Annotated in this window: 15 protein-coding genes; 4 read left to right on the top strand and 11 right to left on the bottom strand. The window is 67.7% G+C overall.

Features of this window, described 5'->3' with window-relative positions; translation table 11 throughout:
• Positions 1-2: 2 nt before the first annotated feature.
• Genes BS69_RS0101440 through fsa form a run of 3 tightly spaced genes read right to left on the bottom strand, consistent with a single transcriptional unit; the run spans position 3 to position 2,163 of the window.
• A complete protein-coding gene (locus BS69_RS0101440; RefSeq protein ID WP_245605081.1) occupies positions 3-923 on the bottom strand; it encodes a tyrosine recombinase XerC in 921 nt (306 codons plus the stop codon).
• On the bottom strand, positions 905-1,462 hold the full coding sequence (locus BS69_RS14455) for a DUF484 family protein (RefSeq protein ID WP_029940211.1): 558 nt from the start codon (positions 1,460-1,462) through the stop codon (positions 905-907). The genes BS69_RS0101440 and BS69_RS14455 overlap by 19 nt, the downstream gene beginning before the upstream one ends.
• 47 nt (positions 1,463-1,509) lie before the next feature.
• Positions 1,510-2,163, bottom strand: coding sequence for a fructose-6-phosphate aldolase (fsa, locus tag BS69_RS0101430; protein WP_029940210.1), 654 nt, complete (start codon positions 2,161-2,163; stop codon positions 1,510-1,512).
• A 64-nt stretch (positions 2,164-2,227) separates the two neighbouring features.
• On the opposite strand from fsa, the gene BS69_RS0101425 reads away from it, so the two are divergent.
• On the top strand, positions 2,228-2,992 hold the full coding sequence (locus BS69_RS0101425; protein WP_029940209.1) for an enoyl-CoA hydratase-related protein: 765 nt from the start codon (positions 2,228-2,230) through the stop codon (positions 2,990-2,992).
• Here BS69_RS0101425 and BS69_RS13465 read toward each other — a convergent pair.
• From BS69_RS13465 to BS69_RS0101410, 3 genes are read right to left on the bottom strand one after another with little or no spacing between them, the layout of a single operon-like run.
• Entirely contained in the window at positions 2,989-3,462 is a 474-nt protein-coding gene (locus BS69_RS13465) for a TadE/TadG family type IV pilus assembly protein (protein WP_029940208.1), read from the bottom strand. The two genes, BS69_RS0101425 and BS69_RS13465, sit on opposite strands and share 4 nt — an antisense overlap.
• The gene (locus tag BS69_RS12990) at positions 3,459-3,935 is read right to left on the bottom strand and encodes a TadE/TadG family type IV pilus assembly protein (protein WP_037504305.1); all 477 of its coding nucleotides are present in this window, start codon (positions 3,933-3,935) and stop codon (positions 3,459-3,461) included. Before BS69_RS12990 ends, BS69_RS13465 begins: the two co-directional genes overlap by 4 nt.
• Positions 3,932-5,281, bottom strand: coding sequence for a pilus assembly protein TadG-related protein (locus BS69_RS0101410; RefSeq protein WP_169738039.1), 1,350 nt, complete (start codon positions 5,279-5,281; stop codon positions 3,932-3,934). The genes BS69_RS12990 and BS69_RS0101410 overlap by 4 nt, the downstream gene beginning before the upstream one ends.
• A 193-nt stretch (positions 5,282-5,474) precedes the next feature.
• Between BS69_RS0101410 and BS69_RS0101405 the strand changes: the two genes are divergently transcribed.
• Genes BS69_RS0101405 through BS69_RS0101395 form a run of 3 tightly spaced genes read left to right on the top strand, consistent with a single transcriptional unit; the run spans position 5,475 to position 8,326 of the window.
• The gene (locus tag BS69_RS0101405) at positions 5,475-6,689 is read left to right on the top strand and encodes a toxic anion resistance protein (RefSeq protein ID WP_029940206.1); all 1,215 of its coding nucleotides are present in this window, start codon (positions 5,475-5,477) and stop codon (positions 6,687-6,689) included.
• A complete protein-coding gene (locus BS69_RS0101400) occupies positions 6,686-7,435 on the top strand; it encodes a hypothetical protein (RefSeq protein WP_029940205.1) in 750 nt (249 codons plus the stop codon). Before BS69_RS0101405 ends, BS69_RS0101400 begins: the two co-directional genes overlap by 4 nt.
• A gap of 51 nt (positions 7,436-7,486) precedes the next feature.
• Positions 7,487-8,326: a sterol desaturase family protein gene (locus BS69_RS0101395; protein ID WP_051676432.1), complete on the top strand. Its 840-nt coding sequence runs from the start codon at positions 7,487-7,489 to the stop codon at positions 8,324-8,326.
• Here the strand turns inward: BS69_RS0101395 and BS69_RS0101390 are convergent.
• From BS69_RS0101390 to pgi, 5 genes are all read right to left on the bottom strand, one after another.
• Entirely contained in the window at positions 8,304-9,248 is a 945-nt protein-coding gene (locus tag BS69_RS0101390) for an aldo/keto reductase family protein (RefSeq protein WP_029940203.1), read from the bottom strand. The genes BS69_RS0101395 and BS69_RS0101390 overlap by 23 nt on opposite strands.
• Positions 9,249-9,291: 43 nt before the next feature.
• Positions 9,292-10,446 carry a CaiB/BaiF CoA transferase family protein gene (locus BS69_RS0101385; RefSeq protein WP_037504525.1) on the bottom strand — a complete coding sequence of 385 codons (1,155 nt, stop codon included), beginning with the start codon at positions 10,444-10,446 and terminating at the stop codon, positions 9,292-9,294.
• Positions 10,443-12,035 (bottom strand): phytoene desaturase family protein, encoded by a 1,593-nt coding sequence (locus tag BS69_RS0101380; RefSeq protein WP_211248095.1) that lies wholly within the window; start codon positions 12,033-12,035, stop codon positions 10,443-10,445. Before BS69_RS0101380 ends, BS69_RS0101385 begins: the two co-directional genes overlap by 4 nt.
• A 68-nt stretch (positions 12,036-12,103) precedes the next feature.
• Entirely contained in the window at positions 12,104-13,450 is a 1,347-nt protein-coding gene (gorA, locus tag BS69_RS0101375; protein ID WP_029940200.1) for a glutathione-disulfide reductase, read from the bottom strand.
• On the bottom strand, positions 13,447-14,928 hold the full coding sequence (gene pgi / locus BS69_RS0101370; protein WP_029940199.1) for a glucose-6-phosphate isomerase: 1,482 nt from the start codon (positions 14,926-14,928) through the stop codon (positions 13,447-13,449). The genes gorA and pgi overlap by 4 nt, the downstream gene beginning before the upstream one ends.
• Positions 14,929-14,946: the final 18 nt, after the last annotated feature.

Genomic DNA, 14,946 nt, shown 5'->3' with positions numbered 1-14,946 from the left:
CCTCAGGCGCGCGGATGGGCGTGCCGGTAGACGTCGAGAAGATGCGCCGCGTCGACCGCGGTATAGACTTGGGTCGAGGAGAGGCTCGCGTGGCCGAGCAGCTCCTGCAGCGTGCGCAGGTCGGCACCGCCGGCGAGCAGGTGGGTGGCGAAGCTGTGGCGCAGCGCATGCGGGGTCAGGCGATCGTTGAGGCCGAGCGACCGGCGGGCCAAGGCGACTGCCCGGCGAACCACGTCGGCGCTGAGCGGGCCGCCCTTGGCGCCGAGGAACAGGGGCCCCTCCCCCGCCAGCGGCCATGGACACAGCCGGACATAGTCGGCGACCGCCGCGGCGACCATCGGCAGGACGGGGACGACCCGCGTCTTGCCGCGCTTCCCCGTGACCCGGATGGTCGCGCCGAGCGGGTGGGTTCGCGCGGGCAGGCCGAGCGCTTCGGAGATTCGCAGGCCCGATCCGTAGAGGAGGAGGAGCAGGGCCGTGTCGCGGGCCGCGATCCACGGCTGGCGGGCAAGCGCGCCGGTCTCGTCGGCGAGCGCCAGCGCGTCGGCGGGCGAAGCGGGGCGCGGCAAGGTGCGCGGCCTTTTGGGCGCCTGGACGCGAGGAAGCTGGGCGGGCACGCCCTGCTGCTCGGCGACGAAGCGGAGGAAGGCACGGGCCGCCGACATCTCGCGCGCGGCCGCGCTCGGCCCCAGCCCCTCGCCCCTGCGGTGGGCGAGGAAGGCACGGAGGTCGACCGGCTGCAGCGCAAGCAGGCGCTCGGGCGTCGCAAGCTCGCCCCAATAGCCGCCGAGGAAATCGAGCAGGCGATGCGCGGTCGCGACATAGGCGCGCGCGGTGTGGACGCTGCGGCGGCGCTCGAGGCGAAGCGACTGGTCGAAGCGGGCGGCGAGCGCCCGCGCGTCGGTCAGGGGTTGAGCGTCCACCGGCGCAGTATAGACGCCAGCGCAGCGCCGAGGAACAGCAGCAATTCCGAGCCGTGGCGGCCGTCGAGCGGCTGGCTGCCGCGCTGGCCGAGCAACAGCAGCGCCTCGGGAACGGCGTCCGGAAGCCGCACCAGAGCTTCGGCGCCGATCAGGTCGCACGCCGGGCCGAACAGGGCGTGGCCGCGGCTCACGGTACGAAGCTCAACCGGCTCGGGCTGGTCCATCCACTGGCGTAGCAGTGCCGCCTCGCAATGCTGGACGCCCGAGCTGTCGACCCGGAAGCCGCGGTCCCCGACGATCAGGCCGAGCGCAACCGCGTCGAGCCCGAGGATCAGCGGCCACTCCTGCACCACGACGTGGAGCAGGTGGTCGAAGTCGGTCGCGTCGAGGGCGGCGAGCACGGCGAGATGGATCGCGGCGACTGCGCCCGTCTGGCCGCGGGCGAAAGCGAGCAAATCCTCGCGCGCCTCTTCGGCCGCCTCGGCACGGGCACGAAGCCGCGCCAGCGCATGATCCTCGAAGGAGAGGAGCTGTCCCATGCCGGCGATTCTATGCCGACAAGGGTTAACGTCCAGTGGCCTTGCGCTCAGCCGATCTTCTGGCCGGTCGCTTCCCAGTCCTTGAGGAAGGCGGCGATGCCCTTGTCGGTCAGCGGATGGTTGAACAGCTGCTTGATGACGGCGGGCGGTGCGGTCATCACGTCGGCGCCGAGCTTGGCGCTCTCGTGGACGTGGATCGGGTTGCGCACGCTCGCGACCAGGATCTCGGTCCCGAAGTCGTAATTGTCGTAGATGATGCGGATGTCGGCGATCAGCTCCATGCCGGGATAGCCGACATCGTCGTGGCGGCCGACGAAGGGCGAGATGAAGGTCGCGCCGGCCTTGGCCGCGAGCAGCGCCTGGTTGGCCGAGAAGCAGAGGGTGACGTTGACCATCGTGCCATCGCTGGTCAGCGCCTTGCAGGTCTTGAGCCCGTCGAGCGTCAACGGGACCTTGATGGCGATGTTGTCGGCGATCTTCCGGAGGACCTCGGCCTCGCGCATCATGCCCTCATGGTCGAGCGCGACGACCTCGGCCGAGACCGGGCCGGGGCAGATGGCGGCGATCTCGCGGACGGTCTCGATGAAGTCGCCGCCCGCCTTGCGGACGAGGCTCGGATTGGTGGTCACACCGTCGAGCAGGCCGGTGTCCATGAGCTCGCGGATGTCGGCGAGGTCGGCGGTGTCGGCGAAGAACTTCATGAGACGGGTCCTGGTCTGGAGGCTGCGGTTGCGTGTCGCTTAGCGGCAAGGCACAGATGGGTCTATGACCGAGCACGTCCGCATCGAGCGCAAGGGCGCTCACCTCCGCCTGCTGCTGAACCGGCCCGAACGCCGCAACGCGATCACGGTCGCCATGTATGCCGCCCTCGCCGACGCGATTGGGCAGGCGCAGGACGACGAGGGGATCCGGGTCATCACGCTCGAGGGCGAGGGCGTCGACTTCACCGGCGGCAACGACCTCGCCGACTTCACGAACGAGCTGCCGCAGGACGGGCAGACCGACATTCCGGTGTGGCGGCTGCTCAGGGCGCTGGCGACCAACCAGGTCCCGATCATCGCCGCGGTGCACGGCAATGCGGTGGGCATCGGTACGACCATGCTGTTCCACTGCGACCTCGTCGTCGCCGAGGAAGGCACGCGCTTCAAGATGCCCTTCACCGAGCTTGGGCTGGTGCCCGAAGCGGCGAGTTCGCTGATCCTGCCGCGGCTGGCCGGGCGTCAGCTCGCAGCCAAATATCTGCTGCTGGGCGAGCCGTTCGGGGTCGAGGAGGCCGAGCGCTTCGGGCTCGTCACCCACCGCGCGCCGGCGGGCGGCCTCGACGAGGCGCTGGGCAAGGTCGTCGCGACCCTGCTGTCGCGGCCGCCCCAGGCGCTACGGCTGACGCAGCGGCTGCTGCGCGGGACCAAGCACGACGAGGTGCTCGAGCGGATGGACTGGGAAAATGGCCATTTCTCCGAGCGGCTGACCTCGGACGAGGTCAAACAGCAGATCATGGCCTTCTTCGCCGCCCGCGCGGCCAAGGCCTAGCTGGCGATACAGAAGGTCGCCGTTCCGCTGACGGTGCAAGGCGCCGCACCGCCCTGCTCGGCGAGGTAAACACGCTTCTCGCGGGAGACCGAGACGGTCGGCCCGGGGAAGAGCAGCAGGCTCGTCGGCTGGGTATAGGTGACCTTGAGCAGCAGGAACTTGATCCCGGTGCTGGTCACGCCCGCCTTGGGCGTCTCGACGTTGAAGGTGCCTGGCCCGATGCCATAGACCGTGGCGTCCATCTCGGCCTTGATCTGGGCATTGGTGACGGCTGGCTGCTTCCACACCGTGGCCACGCGAGCGCCTTCACCGAGCGCGTGCTGGATACCGCTCATCGCACGATAGACCATGCCGAGCTGGGCGATGGCATAGATGAGGACGATCAGCGCCGGAAAGGCGAAGGCGAATTCGACCACGGTCGCGCCGCGCTCGTCGCGCAGCAGCCGGCGGAGGGCGCTCGGGCTGGTCATTGCGTGCGCATCCCCACCTTGACCCGGATCGGGTATTTGCCGTTGGCATTGGCGCCGAACTTGATCGGGAACATCGGCTGGAACTCGTCCACCGCGGTGATCTCGATGTAGCGCGATTCCCACTCGGTCGCGCCGTTGCAGTCGTCGGTGAAATTCGACTTCTGGGTCACCACGCCGGTCGAGCGGCTGGTGCAGAAGAGCTTGGTGGTCATCGTGATGCTGGCCGCCGGGATCCCCGCCGCGTCCTCGATGTCCTTCGTCACCGTGGTGTCAACCGTGTCGTCGTCGGTCGTCTGCATGATCTTCTCCATCGCGCGCTGCGCCGCCTGCTCGAGGCTGAGCTTGCGCGAATAGGCGTTGGAGATGTCGACGATGCCGATGACGAGCGTCGCGAGGATCGGCGCGGCGAGAGCGAGCTCGATCACCGCCGCTCCGCGCTCGTCGGAGCGAAGCCTCTGAAACAGCCTGATCATGCGATGAGCCTCACGCGGCGGCCGCCGATGATCGCGTCGATCCCCGAGCCGCCGCAATCGGCCTTGAACTTGTTGGTGATGCCGCTGTTGCCGCTGAAGGTCACCCGGCGCCCGATGAGACGGGTGCAGATGAAGTCGCTGGTCCCGGTCCCGTTGTAGTCGATCTCCTGCTTGGGGAAATAGACCGAGCCGAGGATTCGCGAGGCGCTGTTGCCGTTGATCTTGTTGGTCTGGTTGCTGTCGACGGCCCGGCGATCCTGGTAGATGCTGATGCCCTTGAAGCAGCCCGCCGTGCCCAGCGTGCACCCGCCCGTCGGGGGCGAGATGTTGATGTTGCTGCTGGCGTTGACCTTGAACTGGCCGATCGACGCCGTCGCCGACGAATCCTTGTTGGTCAGGACGATCGTGCAGGCGGTGCAGCTGAGATTGCCCTGGATGAAGGCATCGCCGCCATTGATGTAATAGGTCCCCGAGGGAAGCGTCAGCGTCCGGTTGGCGCCGACGCTGAGGCTGTTGTAGCAGAACACCGTCTGGCCGGTGGGAATGGACGTGTTCTCGTCGAGCGCGGTATTGCTATTGTTGCCGTTGCCATTGCCATTGCCATTGCCGCTGTTCCCGGCCGGGCATTTGCTGTTGAGGTCGGCCTGACTCGGACTGACGTTGGCATAAGGGTCCGCAAGTGCGGGCACATAGGGCTCGTAGCGATCGACCTGGAAGTTGGCCGAGCGCTGGATGCCCCCGACCGCCGCCACCGACGGTGCCTTGAACATGCTGCTGCCGCGCGCCACGGCCGAGTTGGACGAGGGCGAATTGCTGATCGCGCTGCAATCCATCTCGACGCCGCTGTTGCCGGTGAAGGTGATCCCGGTATTGCCGGCGTTGTTCTCGAGGCTGACAAGGCAATATTCGTCGGTACCCGGGACGCTCGCGGCTCGCGCGCTGGCGACGATGATCGGGGCCTGGGCCATGAAGATCGAGCTGAAGGTCAGCGCCTTCTGGATCCCGAGCGTCACCTGCACTTCCTGGGTGGTCGATGCGCTGGTGTCGGCGGAAATGTCCACGGTGGGATAGCCGCTGACCAGCGCGATCCCGGTGTTCTGGTTGAAGCTGAGGTCGCGGGTCACCGCCGACTGGACGCCGGTGAGGTCGGCGCCCTGGACGCGCTGGTAGACCCCGGCGATCGCCGCCGAGTCGGCCGCGCGCTGGAGCTGGCGCTTCCACAGGGTCCACTGGATGGTATCGACCGCTAGCCCCGCCGACCCGATCAGCAAGGGCATTGCGGCCGCGGTCAGGATGAGCACGTTTCCGCGCTCGTTGCGCCGGAGCTTCTTAAGCAATCGCAGCATGGAACGCCTCGCGAGATGAAACATGGGGCCTTCCCTAGCGCCGGTAAGGTGAGCGAAATGCTTGGAAGCACGGTTAACGAAGCGTTGACCTCAAGCGCGGGTTGAAGCCGCGCTGTGCTATTCCTATAAAACACCCGAGCTTCTTGCGCCGGGCAGGCACCCTCGCCATGCTGGCCTCGAGAAGGGGAGAATGATGGCGACCAGTGCAACCGAGACCGTGACCGGGACCGCGACCAAGCTGAAGCTCGATCCGCCCGACGCGTTGCAGGCGGTCGTCCCGCAGGAAGCCGCCGGGCTGGTGCCACTGAAGGACGCCGAGCGCTCTCAGCTCGAGCAGAAGGTCGACGGCTTCGTCGACGAGCTGGTCGCGCTCGACAGCAACAGCCCCGACTTCGGCAAGAAGGTCGACCAGCTGACCGCGATGGGCCGCAAGGAGATCGCCGAGGCGGCCGGCGCGTCCAACCGCTTCCTCGACCGGCCGGTCAAGGCGATCGACAGCGACACCGGGATCGGCGCCGACCTGACCCAGCTGCGGACCACGGTCGAGGAGCTCGATCCCAAGCGCAATGGCGCGCTCTCGCCCGGCCGCAAGCTGTTCGGGATCATCCCCTTCGGCAAGTCGATCAAGGGCTATTTCCGCCAGTATCAGAGCGCGCAGACCCACATCAGCGCGATCCTCGCCCGGCTGCAGAGCGGCAAGGACGAGTTGCTGATGGACAATGCCGCGATCGACACCGAGCGGTCGAACCTGTGGAAGACGATGCACAAGCTCGAGCAGATGGTGCACATCTCCAAGACGCTCGACGCCAAGCTCGAGGAGAAGGCCAACGAGCTCGACGCGACCGAACCGGCCAAGGCCAAGGCGATCCGCGAGACCGCGCTTTTCTATACCCGCCAGCGGACCACCGATCTCCTCACCCAGATGGCGGTGACGGTGCAGGGCTATCTCGCGCTCGACATCGTCAAGAAGAACAATGTCGAACTGGTGAAGGGCGTCGACCGGGCCTCGACCACCACCGTTGCGGCGCTCAGGACCGCGGTGACGGTCGCGCAGGCGCTGACCAACCAGAAGCTGGTGCTCGAGCAGGTGACGGCGCTCAACGCGACGACCGCCAACATGATCGATTCGACGGGCACGCTGCTGAAGACGCAATCGGCCGCGATCCACGAGCAGGCGGCGAGCTCGACCATTCCGCTGGAGACGCTGCAGCGCGCCTTCCAGAACATCTACGACACGATGGACTCGATCGACAGCTTCAAGCTGAAAGCGCTCGAGAACATGAAGCAGACGGTGACCACGCTCGGCAACGAGGTCGAGAAGAGCCGCGGCTACATCGCCCGGGCCGAAGGCGCCAACCAGGCCAAGCTGGAAGCGGCCCCGGCCTTCACGCCGCTCGACGTGAAGTGAGCGAGACCGACGAGAAGGTCAGCAAGGCGCTGGCCCGGTTCGACCGGGTCATGACGGTGATCGACGAGCGCGAGGGGCCGGTCGCCATGCAGGCCCGGCGCGAGCGGCAGCGGTCGCTCCGCCGCTACGGCCGCGCGACCCGCAATGCGGTGTTCGCGCTGCTGATCAGCAGCATCGCCGTGATCCTGATCGGGCTGGTCACGCCGATCGGCCTGTTCGGCTTCCTCGGCGCGGTCATGCTGGCGGTGGCGATCGCCGGCCTGCTGTTTTTCTGGGGGAGCCGCGAGGAGACCGCGCTTCCGACCGTGCCGAAGGACGTTCCCAACGGCGAAATGGTCCAGCGCTTCGATTCCTATCTCTACCGCAGCCGTCGGGCTCTCCCCGCACCGGCGCAGACGGTGATCGACGCGATCACCGCCGAGCTCGGCACGCTGAAGCAGACGCTCGAGCGGACCGACACGCTCGATCCCGATGCGCAGGACGCGCGGCGGCTGATGAGCGTCCACCTGCCCGGCCTGATCGACCGCTATGCCAATGTGCCTCCCGCCTTCCGCAGGGAAGTCGATGCCGAGGGCAAGACCGTCGACCAGCGCCTCGTCGAGAGTCTGCAGGCCAGCCGCGTCGCGCTGGGCGAAGTGAGCGAGCGCCTGGCCAAGCGCGACATGGACGCCTTCGAGACGCAGGGTCGCTTCATCGAGAGCAAATATGGGCAGGCCGACGACGGAGCGGAGGTAACGAAACCTTAGCCCGACGATGACAGAAAGAGCGCGCTCATCCCGTGTTCGAGGGCCTGTCGCGTGCGTCCGGAAGTCTTTGGCAATGTCGTTGGCGTCTTCGCGACCTTCGTCATGTGGGGCCTGCTCCTCACGATCATCGAGCTGAAATTCGCGGCCGAACCCCAATCGATGCGGTCGCGGGTGCGCGGCCTGTTCTTTTCGCTCCTGTCACTCACGGCTGCGGTCGTGGCCAGCGAGCTTACCCAATGGCTGATGCGCCTGGGCGACCTGCGACCGCTCTTCAGCATCGATCTCGCGCAGACGATCCATTCGCCGAACCCGCTGATCGTCGCAGCCGGATATACGGTGGCGCCGCTGGCCGGCATTCTCGTCTACGACGTCGGCTATTATGGCTTTCACCGGCTGCAGCACAAAGTGCCGTTCCTGTGGCGCCTGCATTCGGTCCACCACTCGATCGAAGAACTGAATTTCTTCAATTCCTATCATCACCTGTCGGAGAATTTCCTCCGCATCCCGCTCCTCACGGTTCCGGTGAACCTGCTGTTCGCGGTGAGCGAGCCACAAGTGGCGATCATGGCTGCGATGGTCGGCGTGGTCGGGCAGCTGGCGCATGCCAACACGCGGCTGCGGTTCGGACCGTTCAAGTGGCTGTTCGTCGAGCCGGCGTTCCACCGTGTCCATCATTCGATCGAAGAGCGGCACTGGAACCGCAATTTCGCCTTCTACTTCTCGTTCCTCGACACGCTGTTCGGGACCGCGCATCATCCCGGGCCCGACGAATATCCGAAGACCGGCCTCGATTATGTGCGAGAGCCGCGCGGAATGTGGTCGTATCTGTGCCCACCCCCGCCCCCGCATGCGGAAGCGCCGCGGGCGGTCAGCCCCGCGCCTTCGCGATAATCTCCTCGGCCTTGGCGAACAGCGCCGGGTCGACCTTGGCGCCCGAGGCGGCGGCATTTTCGTGGACCTGCTCGGGCCGGCTGGCGCCGATGATCGCCGAGGCGACATTGGGTTCGCGTAGGACCCAGGCGAGCGCGAACTGGGTAAGGCTGAGGCCGGCTTCCTCGGCGAGCGGCTTCAATTCCTGGACCGCCTGAAGGTTCGCAGGGGTCATGAGCCCCTTGATGTAGCCGCCCATCTCGTCGCTCTTGGCGCGGCTGCCCTCGGGCGGCGCCTCGCCCGGCTTGTACTTGCCGGTCAGGACCCCCTGCCCGAGCGGCGACCAGACGATCTGACTGATCCCGTTCGCGGCACAGAGCGGAATGACCTCGTCCTCGGGATCGCGGTGGAGGAGCGAATATTGCGGCTGGCTCGAGACGAACTTCTCGACCCCCGCCATTTCGATCGCCGCCTTGATCCGGTCGGCCGGCCATTCGGAGAAGCCGATGTAGCGCGTCTTGCCCGCCTGGACGACCTCGGTCAGTGCCTGCATCGTCTCCTCGAGCGGGGTGTCCCAGTCGTAGCGGTGGCACTGGTAGAGATCGACGTGGGTCGTCTTGAGGCGGCTCAGCGAGGCGTCGATTTGCTTCAGGACCTGCGCGCGCGACAGCCCCTTGTCGGTATCGGACATCGGGAAGAAGAGCTTGGTCGCAAGGACATAGCTGTCACGCGGCCGGTCGGCGAGCGCCTCGCCGAGGAAGCGCTCGGCCGCGCCGCCGCCGTAGACGTTGGCGGTGTCGATGAAATTGATCCCGGCGTCGAAGGCGGCGTCGAGGCAGCGGCGGGCGGCATCGGCCTCGACCCCGACGCCATAGGTCAGCCACGAGCCCAACGCGATCTCGGAGACGTGAAGGTCGCTGCTGCCGAGCTGGCGGGTGCGCATGGGTGGTGAGCTCCTGATCCTGGGGTTAGATCAAGAGAAGGCTTCAGGAAGCGCCGAGTTCCGCCAATATTTCCGCGGTGTGCTGCCCGAGGCGGGGCGGGGGGCGGGTCGAATCCATCCGTTCGCCGTCGAGGCGGACGGGGCCACACAGCAGGCGAAAATTCTCCATCTCGCGGAGCATGGCGCGATGCGTGGCCTGCGGGTCGGCGAGCGCCTGCGCGATGCTGTTGATCGGGCCCGCGGGGATGCCGGCGCGCTCGCAGGCCTCGTACCAGTCGGCGGCGGGGCGAGTGCGGGTGATCGCCTCGATCGCGGCGACGAGCTCGGACCGGTGGGCGATCCGCTCGGCATTGGTGGCGAAGCGGGGGTCGGTTGCCCAGTCGGGCTTGCCGAGGAGCGCGGCGAGCGCGGCGAACTGGCGGTCGTTGCCGACGGCGATGATCAGGGCTTTGTCGGCGCAGGCGAAGGGCTGGTAGGGCACGAGATTGGGGTGCGTATTGCCCTGCCGCGGCGGGCTTGCGCCGCTGACGAGATAGTTGGACGCCTGGTTGGCGAGGAGCGCGAGGCCGCAGTCGAACAGCGCGCTGTCGATGGTCGCCCCCTCCCCGCTCGCGGCCCGACGGACCAGCGCGGCGAGGATCGCGCTCGCGGTATACATGCCGGTGAAGAGGTCGACGACCGCCACGCCGGCGCGCAACGGGCCGCCATTCTCGACCTCGTCGGGGAGGCCGGTGATGCTCATGAGGCCCGCCTGGCCCTGGATCATGAAGTCGTAGCCGGCCTGGCCGGCGCGCGGTCCATCCTGGCCGAAGCCGGTGATGCTGGCATAGACGAGGCGCGGGTTGCGGGCGCGCAGGGAAGCGGCGTCGAGACCGTATTTGGCAAGTGCGCCGACCTTGAAATTCTCGACCACGACGTCGCTCGTGTCGGCGATGGCGCGGACCTGCGCAGCGCCGTCCGGGCTGGCGAGGTCGATCGCGGCGCTGCGCTTGCCGCGATTGCAGGCAAGGAAATAAGCGGCGACCTTGCTGTCCCCTTCACCATGCCAGGGCGGTCCCCAATGGCGGGTGTCGTCGCCGACGCCGGGCCGCTCGATCTTGATGACGTCGGCGCCGAGGTCGGCGAGGAGCTGGGTGCACCAGGGGCCGGCGAGGACGCGGGAAAGATCGAGGACGCGGATCCCCTCGAGCGGCTTCATGCCCTCCGCTTCCACGGACGGCGGTCGGCGAGCACGGCCTGGGCGGCATTGTGCCCCGGCGCGCCCGTGACCCCGCCGCCGGGATGCGCGCCCGAGCCGCAAAGATAGAGGCCGGGCAAGGGCATGCGATAGTCGGCGGCGCCGATCATCGGCCGCGCGCTGAACAGCTGGTCGAGCCCCATCTTGCCGTGGAAGATGTCGCCGCCGATCAGCCCGAAGCGGCGCTCGAGGTCGAGCGGCGAGTGGATCTGGCGGCCGATCACGCTGGCGGCGAAGCCGGGCGCGTGCGCGTCGACGGTGGCGATGACGTGGTCGGCGACCTTGTCGCGGACCTTGTCCCAGCTCTTCCCGCCGGGAAGCTCGTAGCGGAAATGCTGGCAGAACAGGCTTGCGACATGCTTGCCCTTGGGGGCGAGCGACTTGTCGAGCGTGGTCGGGATCAGCATTTCGATGATCGGCTGCTTCGACCAGCCCGCCTGCTTGGCGTCGGTATAGGCGCGGTCCATGTAGTCGAGGCTGGGCGCCATGATGATGCCGGCGGTAAGATGGTCGCCCTTGCCCGGCTTGACGGTGAAGCTCGGCAGTTCGCTCAGCGCGACGTTCATCCGGAAGGTCGCGCTCTCGCACGACCAGTGGGACATGTGGCGGTCGACACTGTCGCTGACCGCGCCCTTGGGTAGGAGGCGCTGGAAGAGCAGGCGCGGATTGACCCCCGCGACGACGGTTCCGGCGCGCCAGGCCTTGCCGCCCGACACGACGCCGACCGCGCGGCCGCGCTCGACGATGATTTCCTCGGCCGGGCTGTTGAGGACGATGTCGACCCCGGCCTCGCGCGCGGCGCGGGCCATAGCCTGGGTGATCGCCCCCATGCCGCCGATGGCATGGCCCCAGGCGCCCGGAACGCCAGCCGCTTCGCCGAACAGGTGGTGGAGGAGGACGTAGGCGGTGCCCGGCGTATAGGGCGAAGCGAAGTTGCCGACCACGCCGTCGAAGCCGAACAAAGCCTTGGCGAGGTCGCCGCGGAAATGGCGGTCAAGGATGTCGCCGGCCGACTTGGTCGCATATTCGTGGACCGTTCGGACCTGCTCGGTCGAGAGGCCGACAAGGTCGCGGCCGAGGCGAAGCATGGTGGGAAGGCCCGACAGGCCGGCGCCGGATTCTGGCGGGGTCTTGAGGATCCACTTCTGGATCAGCGGGACCACGGTCTCGAGCTCGGCCATGTAGCGGTCGTAGCCCTCGCCGTCGCCGGCGTGATGGCGGACGATCTCGGAGCGGGTCAGCCCGCCGCGCCCGCCGAGGAGATAGTCGCCGTCGCAAGGGAGGAAATTGTCGATCTTGCGCAGGACGACCTTGAGGCCGTGGCGCTCGAGCTCGAGGTCGCGAATGACCTTGGGCTGGAGCAAGCTGACGGTGTAGCTGGCCGCGCTGTTCTTGAAGCCCGGCAGGAATTCATCGGTGACGGCCGCCCCGCCGACATTGGGCAGCGCCTCGAGGATGGCGACCTTGAGGCCGCGCTTCGCGAGATAATAGCTGCAGACGAGGCCGTTGTGGCCGGCTCCGATGATGATGGCGTCGTAGGTCACGGGCACCACCTAGCCGTTGGCAACGAGCGAAGTCGAGATGCCGCTCGACTTCGCTCGGGGCGAACGGCCCGACACTAGCGCATCAGCACCAGTTCCTCGGCCATGCTGGGGTGAAGCGCGATGGTGGCGTCGAAATCGGCCTTGGTGAGGCCCGCCTTGACCGCGATGGCGGCGGCCTGGAGGATCTCGGGCGCGTCGGGACTGATCATGTGGATCCCAACCACGCGGTCCGAGCCTTCCTCGACGACCAGCTTGTAGAGCGAGCGCTCGTTGCGGCCCGCCAGCACGTTCTTCATCGGCCGGAAGTCGGACGTGTAGGTCCGGATGACCCCGAGCTTGTTCTTGGCCTCGCTCTCGGTCAGCCCGACCGCGCCGATCGGCGGGTGCGAGAAGACCGCGCTTGGGATGTTGTCATAGTCCACCGTGCAGGGCTTTCCGCCGAACTGGGTGTCGGCGAAGGCATGGCCCTCGCGGATCGCGACGGGGGTCAGCTGGACCCGGTCGGTGACATCGCCGACCGCGAAGATCGAGGGGACGCTGGTGCGATACTGGTGGTCGACGATGACCTCGCCGCGTTCGCCGAGCTTCACGCCCACCCCTTCGAGGCCGAGGCCTTCGGTATTGGGCTGGCGGCCGATGGCGAAGACGACCTCGTCGGCGGGAATGTCGTCGCAGCCGTTCATCCGGCACAGGAGCGAACCGTCCTCCTGCCGCTCGATCGCGTCGAAGGTCGAGTTGAAGCGGAAGTCGATGCCCTTGGCGAGGCTGATCTTCACCAGCCGGTCGACGATTTGCTCGTCATAGCCGCGCAGGATCACGTCGGAGCGATTGACGATGGTCACGTGCGCGCCGAACTGGTGGAAGACGCCCGCGAATTCGTTGGCGATATAGCCGCCACCGACGATCACCACCCTCTTGGGCATGCGCTCGAGGTGGAAGACCTCGTTCGAGGTGATCGCATGCTCGACCCCGGGAATATTGGGCAGCGCGGGCCGGGCGCCGGTGGCGATCAGGATCTTGCCCGCGGTGATCGTCCGCCCGTCGTCGAGCCGGACGGCATTGGGGCCGAGCAGGGTTGCCCGGTGCGGGAGGATGGTGACGTGGTGGCTGGAGAGGGTGTCGCCATAGGCGCCCTCGATCCGCGAGACCTCGGCCAGCACATTGTCGCGCAGCACCTGCCAGTCGAAGCGCTTGGTGGGCACGTCCCACCCGAACATGGCGGCATCGTCGAGGTCCTCGGCGAAATGCGCACCGTAGACGAGCAGCTTCTTTGGCACGCAGCCACGGATGACGCAGGTCCCGCCGACGCGATATTCCTCGGCGACGGCGACCTTCGCGCCGTGGCTGGCGGCGATGCGCGAGGCGCGAACCCCGCCCGAGCCGGCGCCGATGACGAACAGGTCGTAGTCGAAGTCGCTCACAGGCCGGCCCTTTCGATGAGTGCGCGGGTGGATGGGTCGAAGGCCGCGCGGGCCTCGGGATCGTCGATGGCGCGGGCCATTTCCTTGCCAAGCTCGACCCCGAACTGGTCGAACGGGTTGATGCCGAGCAGCACCGCCTCGGCGAAGGTGCGGTGTTCGTAGAAGGCGATCAGCGTGCCGAGCGCGGCGGGATCGAGGTCGTCGAGGAGGATGGTGGTCGAGGGCCGGTTGCCGGGATAATTGCGGTGGAGGTCGCCGGAATCGCGCCCCGCCATCAATGCCGCCCCTTGCGCGAGCATGTTGAGGAGGAGCTCGCGGTGGTGGGTCGGTTCCTGCTCGTCATTCCCCTCGGCGACCGCGACGAACTCGACCGGCACGAGATGCGTGCCCTGGTGGAGCAGCTGGAAGACGGCATGCTGGGCGTCAGTCCCGGTCCCGCCCCACAGGATCGCCGAGGTCGCACCGTCCACCGCCTTGCCATCGAGCGTGGCCGACTTGCCGTTCGACTCCATCACCAGCTGCTGGAGGTAGGAGGGAAGCAGGCGGAGCCGGTCGTCATAGGCGAAGACCGCGCGGGTCTCGGCGCCGAGCCCGCGGCTGTAGAGGAGGTCGCCGACCGCGGCGATGAGGGGGATGTTGGCGGTTGGCGCGACCTCGGCGACATGCTCGTCGACCAGGGCCGCCCCTTCGAGCAATTGCTCGAAGGCGTCCATGCCGAGGGCGAGCGCGGCCGGAAAGCCGATCGAGGACCAGAGCGAATAACGCCCGCCGACACTCGGCGCGAAGGGCAGCACGCGGGTCTCGTCGATCCCGAACTCGACCGCTTTCTCGGGCGCGGCGGTGATGGCGACGAGCCGGCCATAAGGATCCTCAACCCCGGCCTCCTCGAGCCAGGCCAGCGCCGCGTCGGCGTTGCGCAGCGTCTCGGCGGTGGTGAAGGTCTTGGAGGCGATGGCGACGAGAGTCGTCGCGGGATCGAGCCGGGCGAGCGCCGAGTCGACCGCCTGGCCGTCGATGTTGGAAAGGATCTCGACCTTGTACCGCCGCTCGGTCCGGCCGAGCGCGTCGACCAGCAGCGCCGGCCCGAGCGCAGAGCCGCCGATGCCGATGTGGAGGACGCCGGTGATATCGCCGAAGGCGCCGGCCTCGATCGCGTCGATCAGCGCGCGCATCCGGCTGTGGCGCTGGGCGGCGAGTGCGACCGCATCGGGCGAGCCGGTCCCGCGCTCGGCAAGATGCTCGGCGGCGCGGCCCTCGGTCGGATTGATCACCTCGCCCGCGACGAGACGCTCGAGCGCGGCGGCGTAGGCCGCGGCGTCGACACGGTCGAGAAGATCGGCGGTGAGATGCGTCTTGGAAAAATCGAAGCGGATCCCGCCGAGGTCATGGGCGAAGCGGGTCGCGCGCTCCGGGTCCTCCTCGAACAGCTTTTGTAGGGGCGCCGGGGGCGCGTCGGCGAGGAAGGACAGCGAAGTCATGGCCGCGACATAGCGAGC

The sequence above is a fragment of the Sphingomonas astaxanthinifaciens DSM 22298 genome (genome assembly GCF_000711715.1).
Lineage (GTDB): Bacteria > Pseudomonadota > Alphaproteobacteria > Sphingomonadales > Sphingomonadaceae > Sphingomicrobium > Sphingomicrobium astaxanthinifaciens_A.
This window is presented reverse-complemented; position numbering and strand designations above follow the sequence as displayed.

What these genes read in the sequence shown, in the direction of transcription:
- BS69_RS14455 (WP_029940211.1), bottom strand. Translation starts at nt 1,462, where the DNA reads ATGGGACAGCTCCTCTCCTTCGAGGATCATGCGCTGGCGCGGCTTCGT.
- fsa (WP_029940210.1), bottom strand. Translation starts at nt 2,163, where the DNA reads ATGAAGTTCTTCGCCGACACCGCCGACCTCGCCGACATCCGCGAGCTC.
- BS69_RS0101425 (WP_029940209.1), top strand. Translation starts at nt 2,228, where the DNA reads ATGACCGAGCACGTCCGCATCGAGCGCAAGGGCGCTCACCTCCGCCTG.
- BS69_RS13465 (WP_029940208.1), bottom strand. Translation starts at nt 3,462, where the DNA reads ATGACCAGCCCGAGCGCCCTCCGCCGGCTGCTGCGCGACGAGCGCGGC.
- BS69_RS12990 (WP_037504305.1), bottom strand. Translation starts at nt 3,935, where the DNA reads ATGATCAGGCTGTTTCAGAGGCTTCGCTCCGACGAGCGCGGAGCGGCG.
- BS69_RS0101410 (WP_169738039.1), bottom strand. Translation starts at nt 5,281, where the DNA reads ATGCTGCGATTGCTTAAGAAGCTCCGGCGCAACGAGCGCGGAAACGTG.
- BS69_RS0101405 (WP_029940206.1), top strand. Translation starts at nt 5,475, where the DNA reads ATGGCGACCAGTGCAACCGAGACCGTGACCGGGACCGCGACCAAGCTG.
- BS69_RS0101390 (WP_029940203.1), bottom strand. Translation starts at nt 9,248, where the DNA reads ATGCGCACCCGCCAGCTCGGCAGCAGCGACCTTCACGTCTCCGAGATC.
- BS69_RS0101385 (WP_037504525.1), bottom strand. Translation starts at nt 10,446, where the DNA reads ATGAAGCCGCTCGAGGGGATCCGCGTCCTCGATCTTTCCCGCGTCCTC.
- pgi (WP_029940199.1), bottom strand. Translation starts at nt 14,928, where the DNA reads ATGACTTCGCTGTCCTTCCTCGCCGACGCGCCCCCGGCGCCCCTACAA.